Annotated in this window: 18 protein-coding genes; 12 read left to right on the top strand and 6 right to left on the bottom strand. The window is 65.5% G+C overall.

The features are described from left to right. Positions 1–12: 12 nt before the first annotated feature. The 3 genes from Verru16B_RS04305 to Verru16B_RS04295 all read left to right on the top strand — a co-directional run bounded on the left by Verru16B_RS04305 (position 13) and on the right by Verru16B_RS04295 (position 3,459). On the top strand, positions 13–321 hold the full coding sequence (locus Verru16B_RS04305; RefSeq protein ID WP_069961132.1) for a DUF485 domain-containing protein: 309 nt from the start codon (positions 13–15) through the stop codon (positions 319–321). Beyond that, positions 321–2,075 carry a solute symporter family protein gene (locus Verru16B_RS04300; protein WP_218918811.1) on the top strand — a complete coding sequence of 585 codons (1,755 nt, stop codon included), beginning with the start codon at positions 321–323 and terminating at the stop codon, positions 2,073–2,075. Before Verru16B_RS04305 ends, Verru16B_RS04300 begins: the two co-directional genes overlap by 1 nt. Before the next feature lie 73 nt (positions 2,076–2,148). Then, entirely contained in the window at positions 2,149–3,459 is a 1,311-nt protein-coding gene (locus Verru16B_RS04295) for an Nramp family divalent metal transporter (RefSeq protein ID WP_083270095.1), read from the top strand. 6 nt (positions 3,460–3,465) lie between these two features. On the opposite strand, the gene pruA is transcribed toward Verru16B_RS04295, so the two are convergent. Continuing rightward, positions 3,466–6,447, bottom strand: a complete 2,982-nt coding sequence (pruA, locus tag Verru16B_RS04290; RefSeq protein WP_069963592.1) for an L-glutamate gamma-semialdehyde dehydrogenase — start codon at positions 6,445–6,447, stop codon at positions 3,466–3,468. Between the two features lie 281 nt (positions 6,448–6,728). On the opposite strand from pruA, the gene Verru16B_RS04285 reads away from it, so the two are divergent. From Verru16B_RS04285 to Verru16B_RS04265, 5 genes are all read left to right on the top strand, one after another. After that, the gene (locus Verru16B_RS04285) at positions 6,729–7,253 is read left to right on the top strand and encodes an RNA polymerase sigma factor (protein ID WP_069961130.1); all 525 of its coding nucleotides are present in this window, start codon (positions 6,729–6,731) and stop codon (positions 7,251–7,253) included. 21 nt (positions 7,254–7,274) lie between these two features. Continuing rightward, entirely contained in the window at positions 7,275–7,856 is a 582-nt protein-coding gene (locus Verru16B_RS04280; protein ID WP_157772200.1) for a hypothetical protein, read from the top strand. A gap of 10 nt (positions 7,857–7,866) precedes the next feature. After that, positions 7,867–9,627, top strand: a complete 1,761-nt coding sequence (locus Verru16B_RS04275) for an RDD family protein (protein ID WP_069961128.1) — start codon at positions 7,867–7,869, stop codon at positions 9,625–9,627. Positions 9,628–9,722: 95 nt separating this feature from the next. Continuing rightward, a complete protein-coding gene (gene purE / locus Verru16B_RS04270; RefSeq protein ID WP_069961127.1) occupies positions 9,723–10,211 on the top strand; it encodes a 5-(carboxyamino)imidazole ribonucleotide mutase in 489 nt (162 codons plus the stop codon). A 72-nt stretch (positions 10,212–10,283) separates the two neighbouring features. Further along, the gene (locus Verru16B_RS04265) at positions 10,284–11,411 is read left to right on the top strand and encodes a 5-(carboxyamino)imidazole ribonucleotide synthase (RefSeq protein WP_069961126.1); all 1,128 of its coding nucleotides are present in this window, start codon (positions 10,284–10,286) and stop codon (positions 11,409–11,411) included. 302 nt (positions 11,412–11,713) lie between these two features. On the opposite strand, the gene Verru16B_RS04260 is transcribed toward Verru16B_RS04265, so the two are convergent. The 5 genes from Verru16B_RS04260 to Verru16B_RS04240 form a co-directional block, all read right to left on the bottom strand. Next, entirely contained in the window at positions 11,714–14,593 is a 2,880-nt protein-coding gene (locus tag Verru16B_RS04260) for a TonB-dependent receptor (protein WP_069961125.1), read from the bottom strand. Positions 14,594–14,843: 250 nt separating this feature from the next. Continuing rightward, complete coding sequence (locus Verru16B_RS04255; protein WP_069961124.1) at positions 14,844–16,787, bottom strand: family 20 glycosylhydrolase; 1,944 nt, start codon at positions 16,785–16,787, stop codon at positions 14,844–14,846. Between the two features lie 95 nt (positions 16,788–16,882). Continuing rightward, positions 16,883–17,833, bottom strand: coding sequence for a transaldolase (gene tal / locus Verru16B_RS04250; protein ID WP_069961123.1), 951 nt, complete (start codon positions 17,831–17,833; stop codon positions 16,883–16,885). 21 nt (positions 17,834–17,854) lie between these two features. Beyond that, positions 17,855–19,255: a CCA tRNA nucleotidyltransferase gene (locus Verru16B_RS04245; protein ID WP_069961122.1), complete on the bottom strand. Its 1,401-nt coding sequence runs from the start codon at positions 19,253–19,255 to the stop codon at positions 17,855–17,857. Then, on the bottom strand, positions 19,252–19,635 hold the full coding sequence (locus Verru16B_RS04240; protein WP_237023464.1) for a DUF423 domain-containing protein: 384 nt from the start codon (positions 19,633–19,635) through the stop codon (positions 19,252–19,254). The genes Verru16B_RS04245 and Verru16B_RS04240 overlap by 4 nt, the downstream gene beginning before the upstream one ends. Before the next feature lie 194 nt (positions 19,636–19,829). Here Verru16B_RS04240 and rplM point away from each other — a divergent pair, with 194 nt between their 5' ends. The 4 genes from rplM to argJ all read left to right on the top strand — a co-directional run bounded on the left by rplM (position 19,830) and on the right by argJ (position 23,081). Further along, positions 19,830–20,252, top strand: coding sequence for a 50S ribosomal protein L13 (rplM, locus tag Verru16B_RS04235; RefSeq protein WP_069961121.1), 423 nt, complete (start codon positions 19,830–19,832; stop codon positions 20,250–20,252). Positions 20,253–20,258: 6 nt separating this feature from the next. After that, positions 20,259–20,657: a 30S ribosomal protein S9 gene (gene rpsI / locus Verru16B_RS04230; protein ID WP_069961120.1), complete on the top strand. Its 399-nt coding sequence runs from the start codon at positions 20,259–20,261 to the stop codon at positions 20,655–20,657. 129 nt (positions 20,658–20,786) lie between these two features. Continuing rightward, positions 20,787–21,818, top strand: a complete 1,032-nt coding sequence (gene argC, locus Verru16B_RS04225) for an N-acetyl-gamma-glutamyl-phosphate reductase (protein ID WP_069961119.1) — start codon at positions 20,787–20,789, stop codon at positions 21,816–21,818. Positions 21,819–21,848: 30 nt separating this feature from the next. Continuing rightward, complete coding sequence (argJ, locus tag Verru16B_RS04220) at positions 21,849–23,081, top strand: bifunctional glutamate N-acetyltransferase/amino-acid acetyltransferase ArgJ (protein ID WP_069961118.1); 1,233 nt, start codon at positions 21,849–21,851, stop codon at positions 23,079–23,081. Positions 23,082–23,109 lie beyond the last annotated feature (28 nt).

The raw sequence follows: 23,109 nt of genomic DNA, 5'->3' as shown, positions 1-23,109 counted from the left end.
GCTGCGGGGTTCATGCCCACCCCGACCCCCCACGACAGGGTGCACAGCGAGGAGTTTTTGCATACGCTGATGCGCCGGCAACTGAAGCTTTCCATCGCCTGTGCCGCCGCCTTTCTGGTGGTGTTGCTGGGCCTGCCGCTGGCGAATTATTTCGCGCCCGGCCTGATGGCGACCCGGGTCTTTGGTTTTACCCTGACCTGGCTGATCCTGGGCGTGCTGTTTTTTCCGGCGGTCTGGGCCATTTCCTGGATCTTCATCAAGCGCTCGATCTGGCTGGAAGAGGATGAGGTCCGGCAGGTGAAAGAAGGGAGGACCGAGTGATGCATGCCCTGTCATTGCCCCTCGCCAGCATGTTTGGCGGCGTCGATCCGTGGATCTTCAGCTTCTCGTTCATCACCGTCGTGGTGACGGTCTGGATGGGCTTCCGGTCCGCCAAGACCTCCAAGACGGCCAGCGATTTCTTTGTCGCCGGCCGCTCGGTCTCCGTGGGCTGGAACGCCTCGGCGATCTCCGGCGAGTACCTGTCCGCCGCCTCCTTCATGGGCGTGGCCGGCATGGTGATGTCATCGGGCTATGACGCCCTGTGGTACCCGGTGTGTTACGCCTGCGGTTACCTGTTCCTGCTCCTTTTCATCGCCGGGCCGCTGCGCCGGTTCGGTGCCTACACGATTCCGGACTTCGCCGAGGGCCGGTTTGATTCGCCGCTCTTCCGCAAGATCGCCGTGTGCTTCGTCCTTTTCATCGGGTTCTTCTACACGATGCCGCAGATGAAGGGCGCGGGCACGACCCTCGCCTACATTTTCCCGGGCATGCCCTACTGGGGTGGGGTGGTGCTGGTCGGTGCGGTCATCACGCTCAACGTGGCGCTCGGCGGCATGAAGGGCATCACGCTGGTCCAGGCGGTCCAGTATTGGATCAAGATGTTTGCCATCTGCGTACCGATCTTCGTGGTGATGTCGGTCTACGGTTTCTACGGCAAACACCTCGCGGCGAATGACGGGCGGGATCCGGCCGCCCTCGTGGCCGGGGTGACGGCGGGCGACGAGGTCCAGCGCCAGCCGCTGACGGCCAAGGCGCCGGCGGACACCGCGTGGATCTCGCCCTTCGGCCCGCTCACGACCAAGGCGGCCAAGGCGGCCGGTTTGTCCGACGAGGCGGCGAAGCCCTATTCGCTGCTCTACACCTATTCGCTGATCATCGCGCTCGTGTGCGGCACGGCCGGCCTGCCGCACATCCTCGTGCGGTTCTACACCAACCCCGACGGCGTCGCGGCCAAGAAGACGACGATGTGGGTGATGATCCTGATCGGGGTCTTCTATGTGTTTCCGCCGGTCTTCGGCGTGATCGGGCGTAACCTCATGCCCGAGCTGTACGCCGCGACCGGGGCCAAGGGCACCGACAAGGTCGTGCTGGAACTGCCACGCATGGTGGGCGGCCTCTGGGGCAGCATCCTGAGCGGCATCACCTGCGCCGGAGCTTTCGCCGCGTTCATGAGCACCTTCAGCGGCCTGCTGGTCTCGATGACCGGTGCGTTGGCGCACGACGTCTACGGACGCATCCTGCGGCCGAAATCCACCCCGGCCGAGCGGATGTTCATGTTCAAGGTCTCCGCCGTCATCATCGGCGCGGTGGCCATCGCGCTCGGCTCGCAGGTCGAGCAACTGCAGATCAACTTCATGGTGGGCCAGGCCTTCGCCATCGCGGCGGCCAGTTATTTCCCGCTGCTCTTCATGAGCGTCTGGTGGCGCGGCATGACGATGCAGGGCGCGGCCACGGGCATGCTGGGCGGCGGCCTCGCGGCGCTGGCCTGCACGACGATCATCAACCTGAGCGACCTCAAGGTCGTGAACCTGGCGGAATTCTGGAAGGCCAACCCGCTGCTGCGCATCCTCTGCGAGCAGCCGGCCATCTGGACCGTGCCGCTGGCGATCGGCCTCATGATCGTCGTCTCCAAGCTGACGGCGGTGCGGGTGCCGGCCGACATCCGCATGAAGATGCTGGTCCTGCACGCGCCCGAGAAGCTCGGGCTCAAGCAGGAATACATCCAGGAGCACCAGACGGGCATGGGGCATTGACGGCCGGGGTGTTTTTCGCCCCAGTGTCCGGCACCCCATGAGTGCCTCCACGCCGGCTGTACCCCCCGGACGTATGCCGCCGCCCCGTTCGCTGGGCGGCGTCCTGCGCCAACTCGGCCCCGGCCTGATCATCAGCGCGGTGATCGTCGGCTCCGGTGAGCTGATTGTCACCCCCAAGCTCGGGGCGGAGGCCGGGTTCAAGCTGCTTTGGTTCATCATCCTGGGCTGCCTGCTGAAGGTTTTCGTGCAGATCGAGCTCGGCCGCCATGCCGTGCTGCGCGGCCAGACGACCCTGGCGTCGCTCAATACCCTGCCCGGTCCGCGGGCGGTGGTTTCGTGGGTGCTCTGGCTGTGGCTGGCGATGTACCTGTCGCTCGTCTTCCAGGTGGCGGGGATGGTGGGCGGGGTGGCGCGCGTCTTTGCGCTCGGCGGGATGACTCTCCCGATCAACCTGCTGGCGGTGCTGATCGGCGGGAGCTGCGCCGTGCTGCTCGTGGTCGGGCGGTACAAGCTGGTGGAAAACCTGTCCACGGCGTTCGTGGCCCTATTTACCCTCGCGACGCTGATTGCGGTCGGGCTGCTGCAGAAGACCACCTACGCCGTGACCGGCGCGCAGCTGGCCTCCGGCTTCACCCTGGGTCTGCCGGACAAGTTGGTCACCGCGTTCGCGGCCTTCGGCATCATCGGCGTCGGTGCGTCGGAGCTGATCTATTATCCCTATTGGTGCCTCGAGAAAGGCTACGCGAAGAACATCGGGCCGGATGACGGCACCGCGGCCTGGCGGGAGAACGCCAAAGGGTGGCTGAAGATCATGCGCCTGGATGCCTGGGTCTCCTTCGGCCTCTACACGAGCACTACGCTGGCGTTTTACCTGCTCGGTGCAGCGATTCTGTACGCGAAGAACGTGAAAGTGGAGAACTCGCAGATGATCGAGACCCTGTCGCTCATGTATCGCGAGGTCTTCGGCGAATGGAGCTTCTGGATGTTCCTGGTTGGCGCGTTTGCGGTGCTCTACTCAACGATCTTCGGGGCGACGGCCTCCAATGCGCGCCTGGCGGTCGACGCGCTGGATCTCTTCAAGATCAAGCGTTACCGGGACAGCGCCGAGCGACTGCGCTGGTTGAAATACATGTGCGTGGCGCTGCCGGTGGCGTTCACGACGGTGTTCATGCTGGTCGGCGCCCCGGTCAGCCTCGTCTTCATCGGCGCGGTGGGGCAGGGGCTGATGCTGCCGTTCCTCGCGGGGGCGGCCATCTACTATCACTTCACCAACCCACACCGCGACCTGCGGGCCGGCCGGTTCTCCGTCGTCAGCCTGATCATCGCCTCCACCTTGATGGCCGCCCTGGGCCTCTACCAGGTCATCAGCGCCTTGCGGGGGTGAGAGGCATCAGGCTTCCTCCGGGGGAGTGAAGCCGCGGCGCATGACGTTCTCGGCGACCGAGCGGGGGAAGAGGAAATTCTCGAGATAACCCTTGCCGCCGGCCTTGGTGCCGCCCCCGGACATCTTGAAGCCGCCGAACGGGTGGCGCTCGACGATGGCGCCGGTGCAGGCGCGGTTGAGGTAGAGGTTGCCGACGAGCATCTCGTTTTGGGCGCGCTCCAAGGCCTTCGGGCTGCGGGAGAAGAGGCCGCCGGTGAGGGCGTAGTCAGTGCCGTTCACGAGGGCGAAGGCCTCGTCGAGGTTCTTGGCGCGGAGGACGGCGACGACCGGCCCGAAGATCTCCTCGCGGGCGATGCTGTGCTCCGGCTTTACGTTCACGAAGACGGTCGCCGGCACAAAGTAGCCTTCGGCGGGTGCGGTGCCTTGGAAGGCGAGCTTCGCCTCCTTTTTGCCCTGTTCGATTATGCCGAGGATTTTCTTCTGCGCGTCGGCGTCGATCACCGGGCCGAGGATGGTGCCGGGCTGGGCCGGGTCGCCGATGGGATACGACCCGCAGGCCGAGACGAAGCGCTCGATGAAATGGTCATACACCTCGTCGAGAACGATCAGGCGGGAAAGTGCGGAGCATTTCTGGCCGCTGAAACCGAAGGCGCTGTAGAGCGCGGCCGGGATGGCTTCGTCGAGGTCGGCGTCGTTGTCGATGACGAGCGCGTTCTTGCCGCCCATCTCGCAGACGACCTTCTTCAGGGTCTGCTGGCCGGGTTGGGTCTTACCGGCGGTTTCCCAGATCTTGCAGCCGACGGCGCGCGAGCCGGTGAAGGCGACGAAATCGACCTGCGGGTGGCCGACCAGGTGGGCTCCGACGTCTTCGCCGAAGCCGGGGACGAAGTGCAGCACGCCGGCGGGGACGCCGGATTCGACGAGGAGGTCCATCAGCACGGCGCCGATGACGGACGTCTGCTCGGCGGGTTTCATGATGACGCAGTTGCCCGCGACGAGCGGGGCGACGACGAGGCCGGTGAGAATGGCCAACGGGAAGTTCCACGGCGCGATCGCGACGCCGACGCCGCGGGGCGTCCAGGTCTGCACGCAGCGCTCGCCGGGGACGGACTGGGTGACAACGGGCTTCGCGAGCTTGCGCATCTCGACGGCGTAGAAGCGGCAGAAGTCGATCGCCTCGGAAATGTCGCCGTCGGCCTCGATCCAGGGCTTGCCGGCTTCGAGGATGAGGAGGGAATTCAGCTCGAGGCGGCGCGACTCCATGAGGTCGGCGGCGCGCTCGAGGATCCTGGCGCGGTCGTCGATTGGCGTGCTGCGCCATTTCGGGAAAGCGGCCACGGAGGCCGCGACGGCGGACTCGGCGTCGGCGACGGTGGCGCGGGCCCAGGACCCGATGATTTGCGAGGGCTTGGCCGGGTTGACGGAAGGAATGTAGGCGCGGTCGGTAATCTTCTTACCGTTGATGATCAGCGGCCACTTCTTGCCGAGCTGCGCCGTGCAGGCGGTGAGCGCGGCGCGCTGCTTGTCGCGGTTGGCGGCCTGCGTGTAGTCGGTGTTGGCGGCATTGACGAAGGCGCCGGCGGCATGCGGCTTGCGTGCCAGCGGTTCGGGTGCGGCGGCGATGGCGTTGACGGGGTTGCCGAGGAGCTGGTCCTTGGTGGCCTCGCCCATGTTCTTGATGCGGAGGAAGCCCTCGTTGGAAGTGTTCTCGAGGAGGCGGCGGACGAGGTAGGCCATGCCGGGGAGCAGTTCGCCGATGGCGCAGTATTCGCGGACGCGGTGGCCCATCTGGAGGAGCGACAACTTCAGCTCGTCGGCCATGCCGTAGAGCGCCTGGAACTCGTAGGCGCGCGGGTCGATGCCGAGGCGCTCGGCCTGCGCGATGACGTGGGCGCAGGAGCGGACGTTGTGCGAGGCGAAGTTCGGCGTGACGATGTCGATGTTCTCGAGCAGGAAAAGGGAGAGCTTCTCGTAGTTGGCGTCGGACTCGGGCTTCTTCTGCCAGACCGGGACCGGCCAGTCGCGCTGCTGGGCGATGATGGTCTCGTAGTCCCAGTAGGCGCCCTTGACGAGGCGGACGCTGAGCGGGCGGTTGTGCCGGCGGGCCCAGGCGACGAGGTCCCGGAGGTCGGACTCGCAGTCGCGCAGGTAGGCCTGGATGGCGATGCCGATGGCCGGCTGCTGACGGAACTCGGGCTCCTCGAAGATGGACTTGAAGAGCTGGAGGGTGAGGTCCTTCAGCTTGTAGCTCTCCATGTCGAAGTTGATGAGCGCGCCGACCGCGGCGGCGCGGCGGAGAATCGGGCGGAAGCGCTCCTTGAGCGCGGCGATGGAATTCTCCGGGTCGGCCGGGTGGACGTCGGGGGTGAGGGCGGAGATCTTGACCGAGAGATTGAGGCGGGGCAGGGGCCCCTTGGGTCCGAGGTCGCTGAAGGAGGGCGTCGGCTCCTTCGCGTAGAACTTCGAGACCGAGTCGAGGATCTCGAGGTTGCGCTGGAGGAACACGTCGGCCTCGGCGTCGTTGAGGACGGTCTCGCCGAGGAGGTCGATGGTGGTGGCGAGGCCGAGCTTGGTGTTGCGTTTGATCTGCTTGAGCAGGTCCTCGCCGGTTTCGCCGGCGACGAACTGGCTGGCCATGTCCACGATCTGCGCCTTGACCGGCGTGGCGACGAGGGCGGGGGCGAAGGAGGAGGCGGCGAGGCCGGCCTTGAGGGCGGGGTTGAGCTCGACGGCCTTGTCGCCGAGGTATTCCTGCAGGTGGCGGACGATCTCGGCGGACGAGTTCAGCGAGGGCAGGACGTCGACGAAGCGGAAGAGCTGGGTCTTGAAGACGGGGTCCTTCATGGACCACTCCATCAGGCGGGCGTAGGCGCCCTTCTTGGAGAACAGGGCCGGGGGCGGCTGCTGGTCCATGAGGGCGAAGAGCTGTTCGCCCTTGGACTTGATCGCGCTTTCGAGGGTGGTGTCAGGGGGGAGAAAGGCAGACATGGGGGATTTTTTGCCCGAGTCTTTGCCGGTGTCATAAATACGCAAGGGCACGGCGGTCATGGACTACGACAACACGCAGCCTAATCCCGGTGTTTAGGTAGGGCGCAGAAACGGGGGCGTCTTACCCTGGAAAATTCTTATAAGCTTGGCGCAAAGAGATTTGCGGGGTAGTAGCTTTCTGCAACTCGGTGACGTGGCGCCGTGTTCTTAGCGTGAATGACGATCTCACAGTGCAAACACCTACCCAGGGAATAACCCCCCCGCTCGACTTCACCACGTTCATGCGCAACTACCAAGACATGGTCTATTCCACGGCCGTGCGTCTCATTGGCAACGAGACGCAGGCGGAGGATATTGCGCAGGATGTGTTCATCAAGGCCCACGAGCACTTCGACAATCTCCGTTCCAGCCCCACGGCCGGCGGGTGGCTCAAGACCGTGGCGACCAACCTTTCGATCAACCACATCCAGCGCTACAAGAAGCGCTGGAGCTTTTTCTCGGATCTCGTGCATCGCAGTGACGAGGGTGAGGAGAAGGAAGTGGAGTTCGCCGCCCCCGACACCTTTTTCAGCGGAGTCGATTCCAGCGAGCGGCGCGAATGGATTGAGCGGGCCCTGGAAAAGCTCCCCGACCACCAGCGGATCCCGCTGGTGCTTTATCATTTCGAGGACCTGCCCTACGAGGACATCGCGAAGAAGCTCGGCGTGTCGCTCAGCAAAGTGAAGACCGACATCCTCCGGGGCCGCGAGGCCCTGGCCAAGGTGCTGGTGCGCAGCGGCGCCAGCCACGAACAATTTCAAACCTGAAGGTGCCCCATGGACCCCAAAATGTCACCCGAAGACCTCGAGAAATTCATCCACCGCGAACTGCGGGCCCTGCCGCCGCGGAAGGCGCCGGCCGGTTTTGAGGCGCGCCTCCAGGCCGCCGTCGAGGCCCGCACGACCGCGGGCGCGTTGGCGCCGGCCCAGCTTGAGGCGAGCATCCACCGCGAACTGCGGGCCCTGCCGATGCGCCGCGCCCCGCGCAGCCTCGAGGGCCGAGTCCTGGCGGAGATCGAGCGCCGGGCCGCCATCGCCTGGTACCACAAGAGCTGGAGCTACTGGCCCGCGCCCGTGCGGGCGGCTTTCCTGGCCGGGGCCACCGGCGTGGCGGGTGCGGCCATCGCGGCCTTCTATCTGCTCAGCCAAGGCGCGGCGGGCGACGCCGTCGTGCAGGAAATCGCTTCCGGCTTCGGCTGGATCACCCGCCTCACCGGGGCGGTCGCCTGGACCTACCATTTCATCCACCAGCTGGTCGCCGGCATCCCGCCGCTCTGGCTCTATGGCGGCCTGGCCTTTGTCACCGCGATGTACGCCACCTTTGTCGGTCTCGGCACCGCCGCCTACCGCTACCTCTATCGCCATCATTAAGATCCTTTCCATGAAGACAGTTCGTCACCTCTCCTCTTTTCTGTTCCTGCTGCTGACCCTCGGCCTGACGCTCGGCCCGGTTACGCACGCCCAGGAAAACACGCCCGCCCCTGTTGCCCTCGAGTCCCCCCACGCGCCGGCGGAAGCCCCCGCCACCCCCCCGCTCCCCGCCGAGCCTGAATCGACAGCCGCGCCGGAGGCAGGGACAGCGGAAGTTGCGGACGCCCCCGTTGCGGCGGAAGGCGAGATGCGCGAGCTGGGCTCGACCGAAGGGCAGGAACCTGCCGTCGCGGAGGAGCAAGACTCCGATTCTGAACAGCAGCACTCGCGGCGCCGGCAGGGCAACGAGCGGGTCAGTTTCGGCAGCGACAGCATTCTGGCGGCGGGCGATGAGGCCGAGGCGGTGATCTCGATCCTCGGTTCCTCCACCTCCGCCGGCAAAGTGCAGGAGGCGGTGGTCTCCGTGCTGGGCAGCAGCCGGGTGACCGGCGGCACGGTGGGCGATTCCGTGGTCTCGGTCATGGGCAACACCTATGTGAACGGCCACGTGCAGGGAGAGGTGGTGGCCGTGCTCGGGAACATCGAGCTTGGGCCCGAGGCGATTGTGGACGGGGAGATGGTCTGCGTCGGCGGGCAAATCACCCGCGACCCCAAGGCCGTGGTGCGCGGCAATGTGCAGAACATTGCCGTTGCGGGCCGTCATTTCGATTTCAGCGCGCTGACCACCTGGTTCACCGAGTGCGTGCTCTATGCCCGCCCGCTAGCCTTCCACCGTGATCTGTTCTGGGCCTGGATGGTGGCCGCAGGCTTTCTTGGTTTCTACGTGCTCATCGCCCTGCTGGCCCCGGGTGGCGTGGTGAAGTGTGCCGAGACGCTCGAGCAACGGCCCGGCTCCTCGTTGCTGGCCGCGCTGCTGACCCTGTTGCTCACGCCCGTGGCCTACATTCTCCTGGCCCTGCTCTGTTTCATTGCGATCGGCTTCGTGCTCATCCCGGTGTTTTCGCTCGGACTGTTCCTCGCCGCCATCTTCGGCAAGATCGTGATGCTGGCCTGGCTCGGCCGGCGGTTCACCAAGCTGCTGGGTGATGGCCCGCTGGCCCATCCGGTGTTCGGCGTGCTGATCGGCGGCACGATCGTGCTCGGGCTCTACACGGTTCCGGTCCTGGGCTTCATCACTTACAAGCTGCTCGGTATCCTGGGCCTGGGCGTGGTGGTCTACACCATCATCCGCCAGATCGAGGCCAGCCGTCCGCCCAAGCCGGTGGCGGTCCCCGCGCCGGCCGCACGCGACCAGATGGTGGCAGGACTGGCTGGCTCCACCGAGGCGATGCCGCCGCCGGTCTCCGCCGCCCCGCCGGTCATCTCAGCGGTCACGCTGCCCCGGGCCGGGTTCTGGATCCGCATCGCCGCGACGCTGCTGGACGTGGTTCTCGTGGGTATCCTCTTCGGTCTGCTCGAAGGCATGCTCGGCTGGCTCTTCAGCTTCGGCGGAGCCTTCCCGCTGTGGTTCGCGGTTTACAACGTGGCCATGTGGGCCACCAAGGGCACGACCATCGGCGGCATCGTCTGCGGCCTGAAAGTGGTGCGGCTGGACGACCGGCCGCTCGACTGGAGCGTGGCGGTGGTGCGGGCCCTGGGCGCGTTCCTTTCCCTGGCGGTGGCCGGGTTGGGCTTCATCTGGGTGGCTTTCGACGACGAGAAGCAGAGCTGGCACGACAAGATCGCCGGCACGACCATCGTGAAGGTGCCGAAGGGCACGGCGCTGCTGTAACCGACCCGAGAACCGCACCGATTTCCGGCAGGGCCCACGGGCCCTGCCTTTTCGTTTGCCGAAGGCGGCCTTTGTCCCCTACAGCCTTGTAGCCTATGGCGAAAGCACTGGTTGGAATCATCATGGGCAGCTCCTCGGATTGGGAGACCATGCAGCATGCCACGACGACGTTGGATGCGCTCGGGGTTCCGTATGAGAAACGCGTGGTCAGTGCCCACCGCACCCCGAAGCTCATGGTGAGCTACGCCGAATCGGCCGAGAAGCGCGGGTTGAAACTCATCATCGCCGGCGCTGGCGGGGCCGCCCACCTGCCGGGGATGACCGCCTCGCTCACGACCCTGCCCGTGCTCGGGGTGCCGGTGGAATCGAAGACCCTCAAGGGCCTGGATTCCCTGCTCTCCATCGCCCAGATGCCGGGCGGCGTGCCGGTGGCCACGTTTGCCATCGGCAAGGCCGGGGCCATCAATGCCGCCCTGTTCGCCGCGTCGCTGCTGGCGCAGAGCGACCCGAAAACGAAGCGGGCGTGGACGGCTTTCCGGTCGGCCCAGACCAAGAAGGTCCTGAAGACCAAACTGCCGGCTTAACCCCGGTGGCGCAAAGACGCTGAGAATAGGTTTGTTCGCCTCAGCCTCACCGTGCCTTTTGTGGTTCAAACGATGATCCTTCAGGGTAAAACAATCGGGGTGCTGGGCGGCGGCCAGCTGGGCCGCATGCTGGCGCAGGCCGTCAAACGGCTGGGTGGCCGGATCCACGTCTACGAGCCGCAGGCGCAGTGTCCGGCCGGCGCGGTGGCGGACAAGGAGATCAACGCGGCGTACGAGGATATCGCGGCGCTGTCGGCCTTCGCCCGCGAGTGCGATGTGGTGACCTACGAATTTGAGAACGTGCCCTCGGCCCCCTTGCGCGCGATCGAGGGGCTCACGTCGTTGCGGCCGGACTGGCGGGTGCTGGCGACGGCCCAAAACCGTTCCCGGGAGAAAAACTGGCTGAAGCAGCACGGTTTCCCGCACGCGCGTTTCGCTGAGGTGGCGGCCGGGGGTGACCTGGTGGCCGGCATCCGGGAGGTCGGGGTGCCCTGCGTGGTGAAGACGGCGGACTTCGGCTACGACGGCAAGGGGCAGTTGAAGGTGATGACGGCGGCGGATGTGCCGGCCGCGGTGGCGCGCTTTGCCGGCCAGCCGGTCGTGATCGAGCAGTTCGTGGATTTCGCCGGCGAAGTCTCGGCGGTGGTGGCGCGTTCCGTGAACGGGGAGACGGCGGTTTTTCCCGTGGCGGAGAATCTCCATGCGAACCATATCCTCGATTTCTCGATCGTGCCGGCCCGGCTGGATCCGGCGATCACCGCGGCGGCGGAAGCCATGGCCGGTGTCGTGGCCGAGAAAATCGGACTCGTGGGCGTGCTGGGGGTGGAATTTTTCGTGACCAAGTCCGGCGCCGTGCTGATCAATGAGCTCGCGCCGCGGACGCACAACAGCGGGCACTACACGATGGATGCGTGTGTGACGTCGCAGTTTGAGCAGCAGGCGCGGGCCATTTGCGGGCTGCCGCTCGGTTCCGTGGCGCTGACCTCGCCGGTGGTCATGGTCAATCTGCTGGGTGACGTGTGGGCGAAGGGCGAGCCGGACTGGGCGGGCCTGCAGGCGCGCCCCGGCATCCACCTCCATCTTTACGGAAAAGCCGAGGCGCGGCCCGGGCGCAAGATGGGGCATTTCAACGTGCTGGCGGCGGACGTGGATTCGGCGCTCGAACAGGCTCGGGTGGCGAAGGCCGCCTTGCTGGGCTGAGACAGGCTCCGGCGCGAGGAGACCGGTGGGTCGGGCGGCACGCATCGTACCCGACCCGTGGGCGGCTAGCTTGCTGGCGCCACGAAGGGTATGCGGTCCTCGTGGCGCGAGCGAGCTAGCCGCCCACCCGGAATCGGATCAAGCGGCCGGACAACCAGCGACCAGGACGAGCTCCGCTTTGGCGACGGGCATTGGAACAACCCGTCCGGAGGCCGGGTTCCACCTGCCGTTCGCGAGCAGGTGGGCCAAAAAAAACTCCCGCCCTGGTGGGCGGGAGTTGAGAGAACCAATCCTAGATCAGCTTAGTACTCGAAGCTGGCGGACAGGCGCATGTAGCGCGGGGCCTGCCAGGACGTCGGGGCGCCGTAGCGGTAGTCGAGGTCGCCGCCGTCGTCCTGATACGATTCAAACACCTCGGTCACGGCGCGGCCGTTGAGGACGTTGAACATATCGAAGGTGAAGGTCAGACGGTCCTTGCTCCACTTGGGGCGGTAGACGAGCGACAGGTCGGTGTTGAACTGCCAGTCGGTCGTGCCGGCCGAACCACGCGGTACGCCGAGGTAGGAAACGCCATAAGCGCCGCCCAGGATCGCGTCGTCATACGGAACCAGTTGGTTGATCGGACGGCCGCTGGAGAGCAGCATATTGACGCCGAGGGAGAGTTCCGGGGTCAGGGCGTAGGCGCCGAAGGCCTTGAACTGGTGGCGGCGGTCGTTCGGGAGCTTGCCGTAGGTGTTGATCGTCAGGTCAGGGGTGTCGAACAGCTGGGTGATGCCGGCATCATCCTGGCCGTTGTCGGAGAGAACCCAACCTTCGTAGTTACCATAGGACTGCGACCAGGTGTAGGAAGCCTGCGCGCTCCATTTGCCGTTCCAGACCTTCTCGAGGGTGAGCTCGACCGCGTAATATTTGCGGATGGCCTCGGGATAATCGAGCATGTCGGTGGTCAGGATCGCCTCTTCGTTGGCCTCGAGGGTGCCGTTCTCGCTGAAGTCCCAGAACGTGCGGATCGCGCGGCCGGGGTTGGCGAGGACGTAGTGGTTCAGGCCGCTGCCATCGAAGGCCGGGAAGCCGTTGGCGTGGGCCCACTCCGTGAGGGCGTGGTCGACCAGCATGTCATCCATGGCGGTGCCGGCGATTTCACGGCTGGTGAAGCGGACGCCGACCAGCAGGTCCTTGGAGAGGGCGTGCTGCGCACCGAGGACCCACTCGTCCTGGTACATCGAGGCGATGTCGAGGTCGACCAGCGTGCGGGTGTCACCCACGGTGCCGTCGCCGAGAACAACCGTTCCGCCCAGCTTGGCGCCTTTGACCGGCAGGCCGTCAGCCCCTACGGAGTTAAGCACGTAGAAGTCTTGGGTGAAGAGCTCGCCGCCGGCGAGGCGGACGTTGGTGTTCGACGCGACCGGCAGGTGGTAGCGGCCGAAGTTCATGTAGACCTTGGTCTTCTTGTTGCCGAAGAGGTCGTAGGAGGCGCCGAGGCGAGGGGCTTTCTGATCCTTGATGGTGATGAAGGACTCATCGGCGCCGTTGAGATTCTCGAAGGACTCATTGCGCACGCCGAGACGCAGATTGAGGCGGTCATTCATCAGGGTCCAATTGTCCTCAAGGTACCAGGCATCGGACTTGACCTTGAAGTTGCCACCCTGCTGGAGGAGGCGCTCGCGGACATAACCGACGTTCGAGCCGGTGACGGTGGCGCCGTTGACGACGCCGCTGCTGGGCACGTTGTAGTACCGGAAGTAGACATTGCCGGAATACGTGGTCACGTCCTTCGAGATATTGTCTTCACGGTCGAAACCCGCGCGGAGACGGTGGTTGCCGGCCAGGGTGAAGGTATACTCGGCGTCAAGACGCATGGCCTCGCGCTCATCGGAAGCGGTCGCGATCGTGCCGTTCGGATTACCCGTGACGTAATTCAACGGACCGCTGCGGCCGTCGAGGACGTAGGGGGTCGTGTCGAGCGAACCGCTGTCGGTCAGGTCCTGCTCGCTCTTGCCGTAGAGGGCGGAGATCGTCAGATTCTCGAAGAAGGTGCCGGTGTAGCGGCCGATCTTCGTCTCGCCGCCGCGATCCGTGTACTGGTAGGAAGGCGTGGCGGTGCGGTCGACGGCCCGGTTGGCGAACACGTAGGGATACTGCGTGCCGGTGACGCGGGACTTGTCCTTGAAGGCGGTGAACTCCAGGCGGTGGTTGTCGAAGGGAACGATATCGAGCTTGGCGCCCCAGAACGGATCATCGGATTCCTGGGTGAGGATCTGCGTTCCCGCGCTGATGACGTCAGTCTGGCTGATGTCACGGGTCTGATAGAGGCCGTAGAAGAAGATCTTGTTCTTCAGGAGGGGGCCGCTGGCGAAGACGTTGGAGGTCAGTTGCTCGCGCTTGTCGCCACCGTTGTAGGTGAGGAGCTGCATCTGACCGGCGGCATCCTTGTAGTAGGAATCCGGGCGGTTTTCGTAGCCGCTGCTGGGCTGGAAGTAGACGTTGGCGCCGGCCTTGTACTCGTTGGTACCGCTCTTGGTGGAGGCGCTGATCACGCCACCGGTCGAACGGCCGAACTCGGCGGAATAGGCGCCGGTCTTGACTTCGAACTGGCTGTAGAACTCGAAGGGCACGGTGGCCGGATCGAGACCGTTACGGAAATTGCTGATGTTGAAACCGTTCACGAAGTAAGCGTTCTCCGCGACGGAGGCGCCACCGAAGGAGACGAGGTTGCCGAAGGCCGTGTCACCCAGCGTGGTGCCGGGGGCGAGCAGGGCGATCGAGCTCGGGTTGCGGGCGATCGGGAGGAGGTCGATCTGCTTCTCGTTGAACACGGAAACCGACTCCGTGCTGCTGAAGTCGACCGGGTTGACGGAAAGACCGCCGACGACGAACTTCTCGAGCTCAAGGACGCCGGTTTCAGAACCCACCAGGGTGCTAGAGCCGATGGCCACATCGGCTTCCTTGGTCTGGGTCGCGCTGCCGTCGCTGTAGGTCACCTTGTAGGTGCCGGGGGGCAGGGAGCCGATGCGGTAATTACCTTCAGCCGAGGCGGTGGCGGAGCGCTTGTAGCCCGTGCCGGTGCTTTCGACCGTGACCGTGGATCCAGCGGCAACTTTACCGTAGATCGCGCCGGCGGTTTGCTGAGCGAAGACCGTCGTGCTGCTTACCGAGAAGGCAAGGGAGAGCACGAGCGCCATTGTAAAAGCACCAGCCGCTTGGCGGATGCGCGTGAGTGCACGAAGCACCCCGTTATTGCTAACGGAACGAGCGTTCATAGTTAGTGGGTTGTGTGTTGTGTTAGGACAGAACGCCGATTTGCAGCGGCCACTCTGTAATGTGTTCGTGAAGCACAAAACACGCCCGTGTCATACATTCAACCTGAAATTATGGCGTTTCGTCGCAAACTTCAGGTGCCTTAACCCGCAGCTAATAGCCGCCCGACCTCCCTTATAACCAGCGGATCAACCATGCCGACCGGCTGTCCGCCGCCGTCAGATCCGGGAAACCGGCCTGCGGCGCCTTCAATCCAAGCCGTTTCCGGCGCTTGGGCGGCAAGGCCTGATACACCTGGATGCCGTCGGTCAACGTGACCCGGGAGACCATGACTTCGCCGACCCCGCCCACCCGTAGTCGCAGTGGGCAGTCGGGATGGGGGATGGGAACCGTCAATTCGCGGACGATACGCGAGTGCGATCGGGCGGCTTCGGCCCGAAACTCGATCGTGTATCGGCTGGCGATTTCCTGCCAGGCTTCATCGTTTACCCGTTGTTCAACAATCACTTTCTGAACGGCCGGGGTAAAATTATGGACCATGAGCTGGAGTTGCCACGCCCCGCATACCGGAGTGGCTGCCCCAATGGCCGTGGGGTCGTGGCTGATTTTGGTGAGCCAGCGTCGCCAGACTTGTAGGCGCGCGCGGTCTTTCCGGAGAAGGGCTTCATTCTGGCCCGGACGCCGGCGGTCACGGCTGTGCCGCCTCATGGCGCGGGCGGCGGCGATCCCCGCGTCCAACGCGGGGGCAAAATCGTCGGCGTTCCGGCCCATGGCGGCATGTAGGGCCTCGAGGCCTGCTTGATCGGACCGGGCCAGCAGGCGTCTCAGCCGAAACACATCCCGGGCGGCCTGCCGCACGAAGACATCGCGTTCGGCCAGGTAGAGCCGGAAACCCAGCGCGGCCGCAAAGGCCTCGTTCCACGAATATGCCGCGGCATGCAGTCGGGTGTAGAAACGCCGGTCGGTGTCATACCTTTTCAGCGGTTCGGTGCCCGCGAGGACATCCCAGCGGTCATTGATCTGCCAACGCGCGTAGCCGGAAAAGGCATGGTCATCCGCCGCCAGCAGCGCTCGCGCCTGGGCGCGGGCCGGTGGACCGACCCCCAGGCGGGCCAAACCCCGCGTCAGCATCGTGGTGGCGTCGTCGGGACCGGGCTCCAGCCAGAGGCTGGCGGCGGCGGCGTCAACCACCGTGGCGGTCTCGAGGGCGAGCCGGTTGGCTTCCCAAGAGGTGATGAGCAGGCCTTCGGCCCCGACGTTCTGGCAGCGTTGCCACCAGGAGCGAATGTTGGCCAGCCGGTCGCCGTAGACCGGCAGCGGTTCATGCCGGAACGCGCCGTTCATCGGGCAGCCATAGTAGGCGATGCCTTGTTTTTTCAGGGCCGGGTGCAGGTCGCGTTCGGCAAAGTTGTAGAACTCGACCTTCGGCTTCCGGCGGAAAGGATAATAATACCAGTCGTAGGCGGTGATTCCGGCCGGCAGCAGCGGAATGGCCTCCGGGACGAAATAAAGCATGTCGGCCCAGATCCCCATTTGCAGGCCGAGCTCGGTGACCTGCTGGTGCAGGCGGTTGACGTGGCCGGCAAAGTGACCCCCGAGGCCGATCCGGGCGACTTCCTCGCGGCAGCGCGGGCACTTCCCGAGGTGGAATGATTCGTCCAAGCCGACGTGGACCTTGCCGGCAGTGCAATAGGGGGCCAGATCGTGGAGCAGTTTCCCGGCAATCTCCGGCAGGCGAGGGTGGAGCGGGCAAACCTGGCCTTGCGGCCGCGGCCCGCCGCGTTCGTCGCGCAGCTCATTGAGGTCGCGGAGGTCGGGATGCTTGATGAGGTACTGGGTGTGGCCGAGCAGGTTGACGATGGGCACGACCCGGATGCCGCAGCGGGTCGCGGCTGCGACGAGTTCGCCGAGTGCGGCATGGGTGTAGGCATCCTCGCGGCCGATACCCGGCAGGCTCGGGTAGTGGATGGCATCCTCCAGGTGGAGGTAGAGTTCCTGGTAGCCCCACGCGGCGTAGCGGGGGAGGAGCTTCTTCAGGAAATCCAGGCGCTCAACCTGGCGGGCGAGGTCCCACTGAAAGGCGCGAACTAGGGTTGGGGGTGCCTCGGATTTTGCCATGGGGGAGCCTGCGTGCCGGCAATTCCGGCCCAAGCATCGCCTGCAAGCAAGCCCCTACCGGCGCCGCGGGCGGGAACCGCGGTGACCGCAGCAGCTCAGCCTCGTTTCTGCACGATCAGCTGCTCGAGCTTCACGATGTCGGCGGAGAACAGGCGGATGCCCTCGGCCGTCTTCTCCGTGGCCATGGCATCCTCGTTCAGCGCGAAGCGGAAGCTGGCTTCGTCGAAGGAGATTTTTTTCAAATCCGCGACCCGCGCGGCGGCAGGATCGAGTTTGCGCGCGAGCGGTTCGGTGCTCGCCTGCAATTCGGCGAGCAGGGGCGGGGCGATCGTCAGCAGGTCGCAGCCGGCGAGTTCGGTGATCTCGCCGCGGTTGCGGAACGAGGCGCCCATCACCTCGGTGGCGTGGCCGAATTTCTTGTAGTAGGTGTAGATCTGCGTGACGGACTTCACGCCCGGATCCTCGGTGGGGGCAAAGTCCCGGCCGGTGCTTTTCTTGTGCCAGTCAAGGATGCGGCCGACGAAGGGCGAGATGAGCCGGATGCCCGCCTCGGCGCAGGCCACGGCCTGGGCGAAGGAGAAGAGCAGGGTGAGGTTGCAGTTGATCTGCTCCCGCTGCAGGAGCTCGGCCGCCTTGATGCCTTCCCAGGTCGAGGCGATCTTGATGAGGATGCGCTCACGGGGGATGCCGGCCTTCTCGTACAGCGCGATGATCTCGTGGGCCTTGGCCACGGTGCCGTCGCGATCGAAGGAGAGGCGGGCGTCCACCTCGGTTGACACGCGGCCGGGCACGATTTTCAGGATCTCGAGCCCGAAGAGCACCAGCAGGCGGTCGATCACCTGGCCGGTGGCGGCGGACGGGCCCGCCTCCTGGATGGCCCGGTCGATGAGCCAGGCATAGTCGGGCATGGCCGCGGCCTTGAGGATGAGGCTGGGGTTGGTGGTGGCGTCGCGCGGGGCGAACTGCTTCATGCTGGCGAAGTCGCCGGTATCAGCGACGACGACGGTGAACTGCTTGAGTTGCTCGAGCTGGTTGGGGGTGCTCATGGGGATGCGTGGATGGACAGATTAAAGCGAGGGATGGGCCCGCAAATAGTTTTTCAGCCATTCCAGGCCGCCCGGTTCGTCGGCGAAGGCGCCGTCGAGTTGGGATTCGAAGGCGGCATCCAGCGCGGGGCCGAAGTCCGGGCCGGGCTTGCGGCCCAAGGCGATCAGGTGGCGGCCGAGGACGATCGGTTTGGGGGCGGCATGCTCCAGGGCGAGCTTCTGGGCGGCCTGGCGCAGGAAGCCCAGGCGCTTCTCCGTCTCGGCCGAGACGAGCGGCGGCCGGCCCAGGTGGTCCGACCACATCACGGCCATCAGGTCGTCGAGGGTGGCGGGCGCGACCTTGCGCGCGAGCCGGCGCACGGTCGTGTCGCGATATTCGGCCGGGCCATCGTGGTGCAGGAGATGGTTCACGACGAGTGGTCGGACGAAAGTGATGAGGTCGAGCGGGGCGCCGATGCGGGGCAGGAACGTTTCGGCCAGCGGGCCGCCGGCGGCCTCGTGTTCCGGACTGGTCCACCGCAGCCGTCCGCGCCGCTCGGCCTGCTTGGTCGTGCCCGCCTTGCCGAAGTCGTGCGCCAGCACCGCCAAGGAAAGCATGCGCCGGGTGGCCGGAGTTCCCTTTCGCCAGGAGTCGAGCCGGACCAACGCGTCCAAGCAGTGGCCGGTATGCACAAAGACGTCGCCTTCCGGGTGCCACTCGGGTTCCTGGGGCAGGCCGTCGAGGGCCGCGATCTCGGGATAGTGCTGCAGCCAGCCGGTCTGTTTGAGAATGGTCAGGCCGAGGGAGGGTTTGGCTGACTTCACGGCCCACTTTTCCCATTCCCCCCAAACGCGCTCGACGGGCAATTCGGCGTTGGTGTCGCGAATCGAGTGACAGAGCACCGCGGTCTCGGGGGCCAGCGTGAATTCAAACCGCGCGGCAAACTGGAAGGCCCGGAGCACCCGCAAGGGATCCTCCGTGAAGGCGGGGCTCGTGTGGCGCAGGATCTTTTTCTTCAGGTCCGCCACCCCGTGGTGAAAATCCAGGATCCGGTCCTCGAGCGGGTCGTAGGCGATCGCGTTGACCGTGAAATCCCGCCGCGCCGCCGCCTCGGCCTCGGTGAGGGTGGAATCAGGCGCCACGACGAAGCCGCGGTGGCCGGCCCCGGTCTTGGATTCGCGGCGGGGCAGCGAGAAATCGTACTCCGCGCCCGCAATCCGCACCTTGACCACCCCGAAACTGCGCCCGACCACATCGGTCGGCCCGAAAGCCGCCAGTGCCCGGCCCATGGCTTCGTAATCCATCCCATAGACCTCAATGTCGAAATCCTTGGCCTCGAGGCCGAGCAGCCAGTCGCGCACGCTGCCCCCGACCAGGCGCGGGCGACCGCCGGCGGAACGCAGCGCGGTCAGGGCGGCTTGGAGCGGAGGGGGAAGTTTCATGCGTCTTTTTGGCGGAAAGCGGACCAAGCCAGCATGGCCCAGCCCGCCAGCAGCGCCAATCCGCCCAGCGGGGTGACCGGCCACAGGCCCTTGATCGGCCCGCCGAGCGCGATCCAATATAGAGAGCCCGAGAAGCAGGCTACGCCGAAAATCCAGCATCCCCCGATCTTCCCCAAGGCGGGGAGCGGTCGGCCGGTCAGCGCCAGCAGGGCCACCGCATGGACCAACTGGTAAAACACGGCTTTTTCCCAGTTTTTGAGTTGTCCGGTCGCTTCCAGAGTTTGCTTAAGGCCATGAGCGCCAAAGGCTCCCAACGCCACCCCCGTGAACCCGAGCAAGGCGGCGGCAACCAGTAATTTTTGGCCAGAGGTCTTCATCATGGAAAACAGTGTGCTGGCAACTCCGTGGAAAAACAAACACGGTTTGAAGCAGACCCGACTTCGGGGCCCTGGAAGAGGGTGGAGCGGCCGGTTCTTGCCGGATTTTCCCGGGCAAAACCGGTCGGATTAGAAATGTGAAAGGTTGGGTGTTGACAGGGTATGCCGGAATCCTTCCTTTTGGCCCCTTTCCGCAAATGAAAACCTATCTGGCCAAGAAAGAGACTGTGCAGCCCAAGTGGTATCTGATCGATGCCGAAGGCAAAGTGCTGGGCCGTCTCGCCGTTAAAGCCGCCAACATCCTTCGCGGCCGTCACAAGCCCACTTACACGCCCCACGTCGATACCGGTGATTTCGTGATCGTCATCAATGCCGGCAAGGTCGTCCTGACCGGTAAGAAGGAAGAGCACACCGAATACATGTCGTTCTCCGGCTACGTCGGTGGCGAAAAGTACCGTAAGCTCGCCGACGTCCGCGTCCAGAAGCCCGAGTTCATCATCAAGCAGGCCGTCAAGGGCATGCTCCCGAAGAACCGCCTGGCCGCCAAGATGCTGACCAAGCTCCGCGTTTTCCCCGGTGCCACCCACGACCACGAGGCCCAGAACCCCGTTAAGCTTTAAGTAACCATGAGCGCTGAAACCTCCGTTTTCCTCGGCACCGGCCGCCGCAAGTCCTCCACCGCCCGCGTCCGCATCATCGCGGGCTCCGGCAAGACCTCGGTCAACGACCGCAAGTTCGAGACCTACTTCACCCACGAGAACTTCGTGCGCCGCGCCCTCGCCCCCCTGACGACCGCCGACGCCAAGGAGAAGTTCGACGTGATCGTGAACGTCGCTGGCGGCGGCATCAGCAGCCAGTCGGGCGCCGTCGCCCACGGCATCGCCCGCGCCCTCCTCAAGTTCAATCCCGAGCTCCGCGTCACCCTCAAGAAGGCCGGCCACCTCACCCGTGACCCCCGCGAGAAAGAGCGCAAGAAGCCCGGCCAGCCCGGCGCCCGCAAGCGCTTCCAGTTCTCCAAGCGCTAAACCGCTTACCTGGAATCCCGACTCACCCAAGCGGAGCGCCTCGCGGCCTCCGCTTTTTTGTTGCCCGGCCGTCACACGGAAACTTCTCGATTCCCCCGCGGGAATCCCTATCTCTAGCTCCTCCCTTTCATGAATGTCGGCATCGTCGGCGCGTCGGGCTACTCCGGCGAAGTTCTGGTCAAGCTCCTCCTCGGGCACCCGCAGGTCAAACTGACGGCGGTCACGTCACGCCAGCACGCGGATAAACCCGTCGCCCAGGTCATCCCCGCCCTCCGCGGCACCGCGGCCGAGCAGCTGCGGTTCACCAATTCCGACCCCGCCAGCACCGCCGCCCGCGCCGACGTGGATCTCTGGTTCCTGGCGCTGCCGCATGGCGCCGCCGCTGATTTTGCCCAGGCTTTGGTCCCCGCCGGCCGCAAGGTGGTGGACCTCAGCGCCGATTTCCGCATCGCCGACCTCGCGACCTACGAGAAGTACTACGGCACCCACCACGCGCCCGGCCTGCTCCCGTCGGCCCGTTTCGTCCTGCCCGAGCTCACGGATCCGAAATGGAAATCCGAGATCAAGCTTGCCGCCGCCCCCGGCTGCTACCCGACCAGCACCATCGTGCCGCTGGCCCCGCTGCTCAAGGCCGGGATCGTGGCCAAGGATCACATTGTCGTGAACTCCTTCTCCGGCGTCAGCGGCGCCGGCAAGAAGGCCGAGGAACAATACCTCTACGCCGAGCGCGCCGAGAGCGCCAAGGCCTACGGCCTCACCAAGCACCGCCACCTGGCCGAGATCGAGGAACAGCTGTCCGGTTTCGCCGGCGCGAAGATCGTCCTCCAGTTCAACCCGCACCTCGCCCCCATGCGCCGCGGCATCATCACGACCACGACCGTCCCCGCCGCCCCCGGCGCGACGATCGAGTCCCTCTACGCGGCGTGGCGCGCCGCCTACGCCGGCAAGCCCTTCATCTCGATTCTCGCTTCCGGCGAGACGCCCGACTCCGCCTATGTCACCGGCACCAACCGGCTCGACCTGTCCGCCGTGCACGACCCCCGCACCGGCAACTTCATCCTCACCTCCGCGGTCGACAACCTCGTGAAGGGCGCCAGCGGCCAGGCCGTCCAGATCATGAACCTGTGGCTTGGCCTGCCGGAGACGGCGGGCCTCGTCTGATCCCGGCGCCGCATCCCCCTTCCACCTTCAATGACCCATCTGACCGTTACCCCTGACAGCGCCGGCATCACCGATGTCCCCGGTTTCGAAGCCGCCGGCGTGGCCTGCGATATCCGCGATAAGAACGACCTCAAGCGGCTCGACCTCGCGCTGCTGTTCTCCCTCCGCCCCTGCACCGCCGCCGGTACCTTCACGACCAACCAGGTCAAGGCCGCCCCCGTGCTCCTTTGCCAGAAACACCTCGCGCACGGCGGCCCCTTCCACGGCATCGTCGCCAATTCCGGCAACGCCAACGCCTGCACCGGCCCCGCCGGGCTCAAGGACGCCCAGCTTACCGCCACGCGCATCGCCGCCTCGCTCAACCTCAAGCCCGACCAGTTCTTCGTCTGCTCCACCGGCCGCATCGGCCAGCCGCTGCCCATGCCGAAGCTCCTCAAGGGCCTCGAGCGCACCGTCACCGACAAGGGCCGCAGCCCCGAGCACGGCACCAAGGCCGCCTCGGCCATCCTCACCTCCGACACGAAGCCCAAGACCGTCACCGTCAGCTTCACCTACGACGGCAAGAAGCACTTCGTCTCCGGCATCGCCAAGGGCGCGGGCATGATCCAGCCCAACATGGCCACCATGCTGGCCTTTCTCGCCACCGATTTCTCCGTGCCGCGCAGCTTCCTCCAGAAGACCCTCTCCGAGGCCGTCGGCGGCACCTTCAACTGCATCACCGTCGACGGCGACATGAGCACCAACGACACCGTCCTCATGCTGGCCAACGGTCACTCCGGCGTCAGCGTGGGCGACAAGAGCCCGCGCGAGCTGCGCGTCCTCTTCGCCGAGGCGGTCTGGAAGGCCTGCGAAGCCCTGGCCGAGAAGATCGTGGCCGACGGCGAGAAGATCACCAAGGTCGTCGAGGTGAAGGTCCTCGGCGCCGCCTCCTCCGAGGACGCCGAAAAGGTCGCCCGCGCCATCGGCAACTCCCTGCTGGTGAAATCCTCCTGGTACGGCGAGGACCCCAACTGGGGCCGGCTTGCCGACGCCGCCGGCTACGCCAAGGCCAAGCTGGTCGAGGCCAAGCTCGACATCCTTTACAACGACACGCCCGCCATGACCGCCGGCCAGCCGCATCCCGAGCTCAAGCCAAAGTGGAAGGAGATCGTGAAGGCCCGCCGCTTCACCATCACGCTCAACCTCCACCTCGGCAAGGCGTCGTTCCGCCTGCTCGCGAGCGACCTCACCGAGGGCTACGTGAACTACAACAAGAGCGAGTAAGCCTTGCCCGGTTGTAGAGTCGTCGCGG

Source organism: Lacunisphaera limnophila (assembly GCF_001746835.1).
Taxonomy (GTDB): domain Bacteria; phylum Verrucomicrobiota; class Verrucomicrobiia; order Opitutales; family Opitutaceae; genus Lacunisphaera; species Lacunisphaera limnophila.
This window is presented reverse-complemented; position numbering and strand designations above follow the sequence as displayed.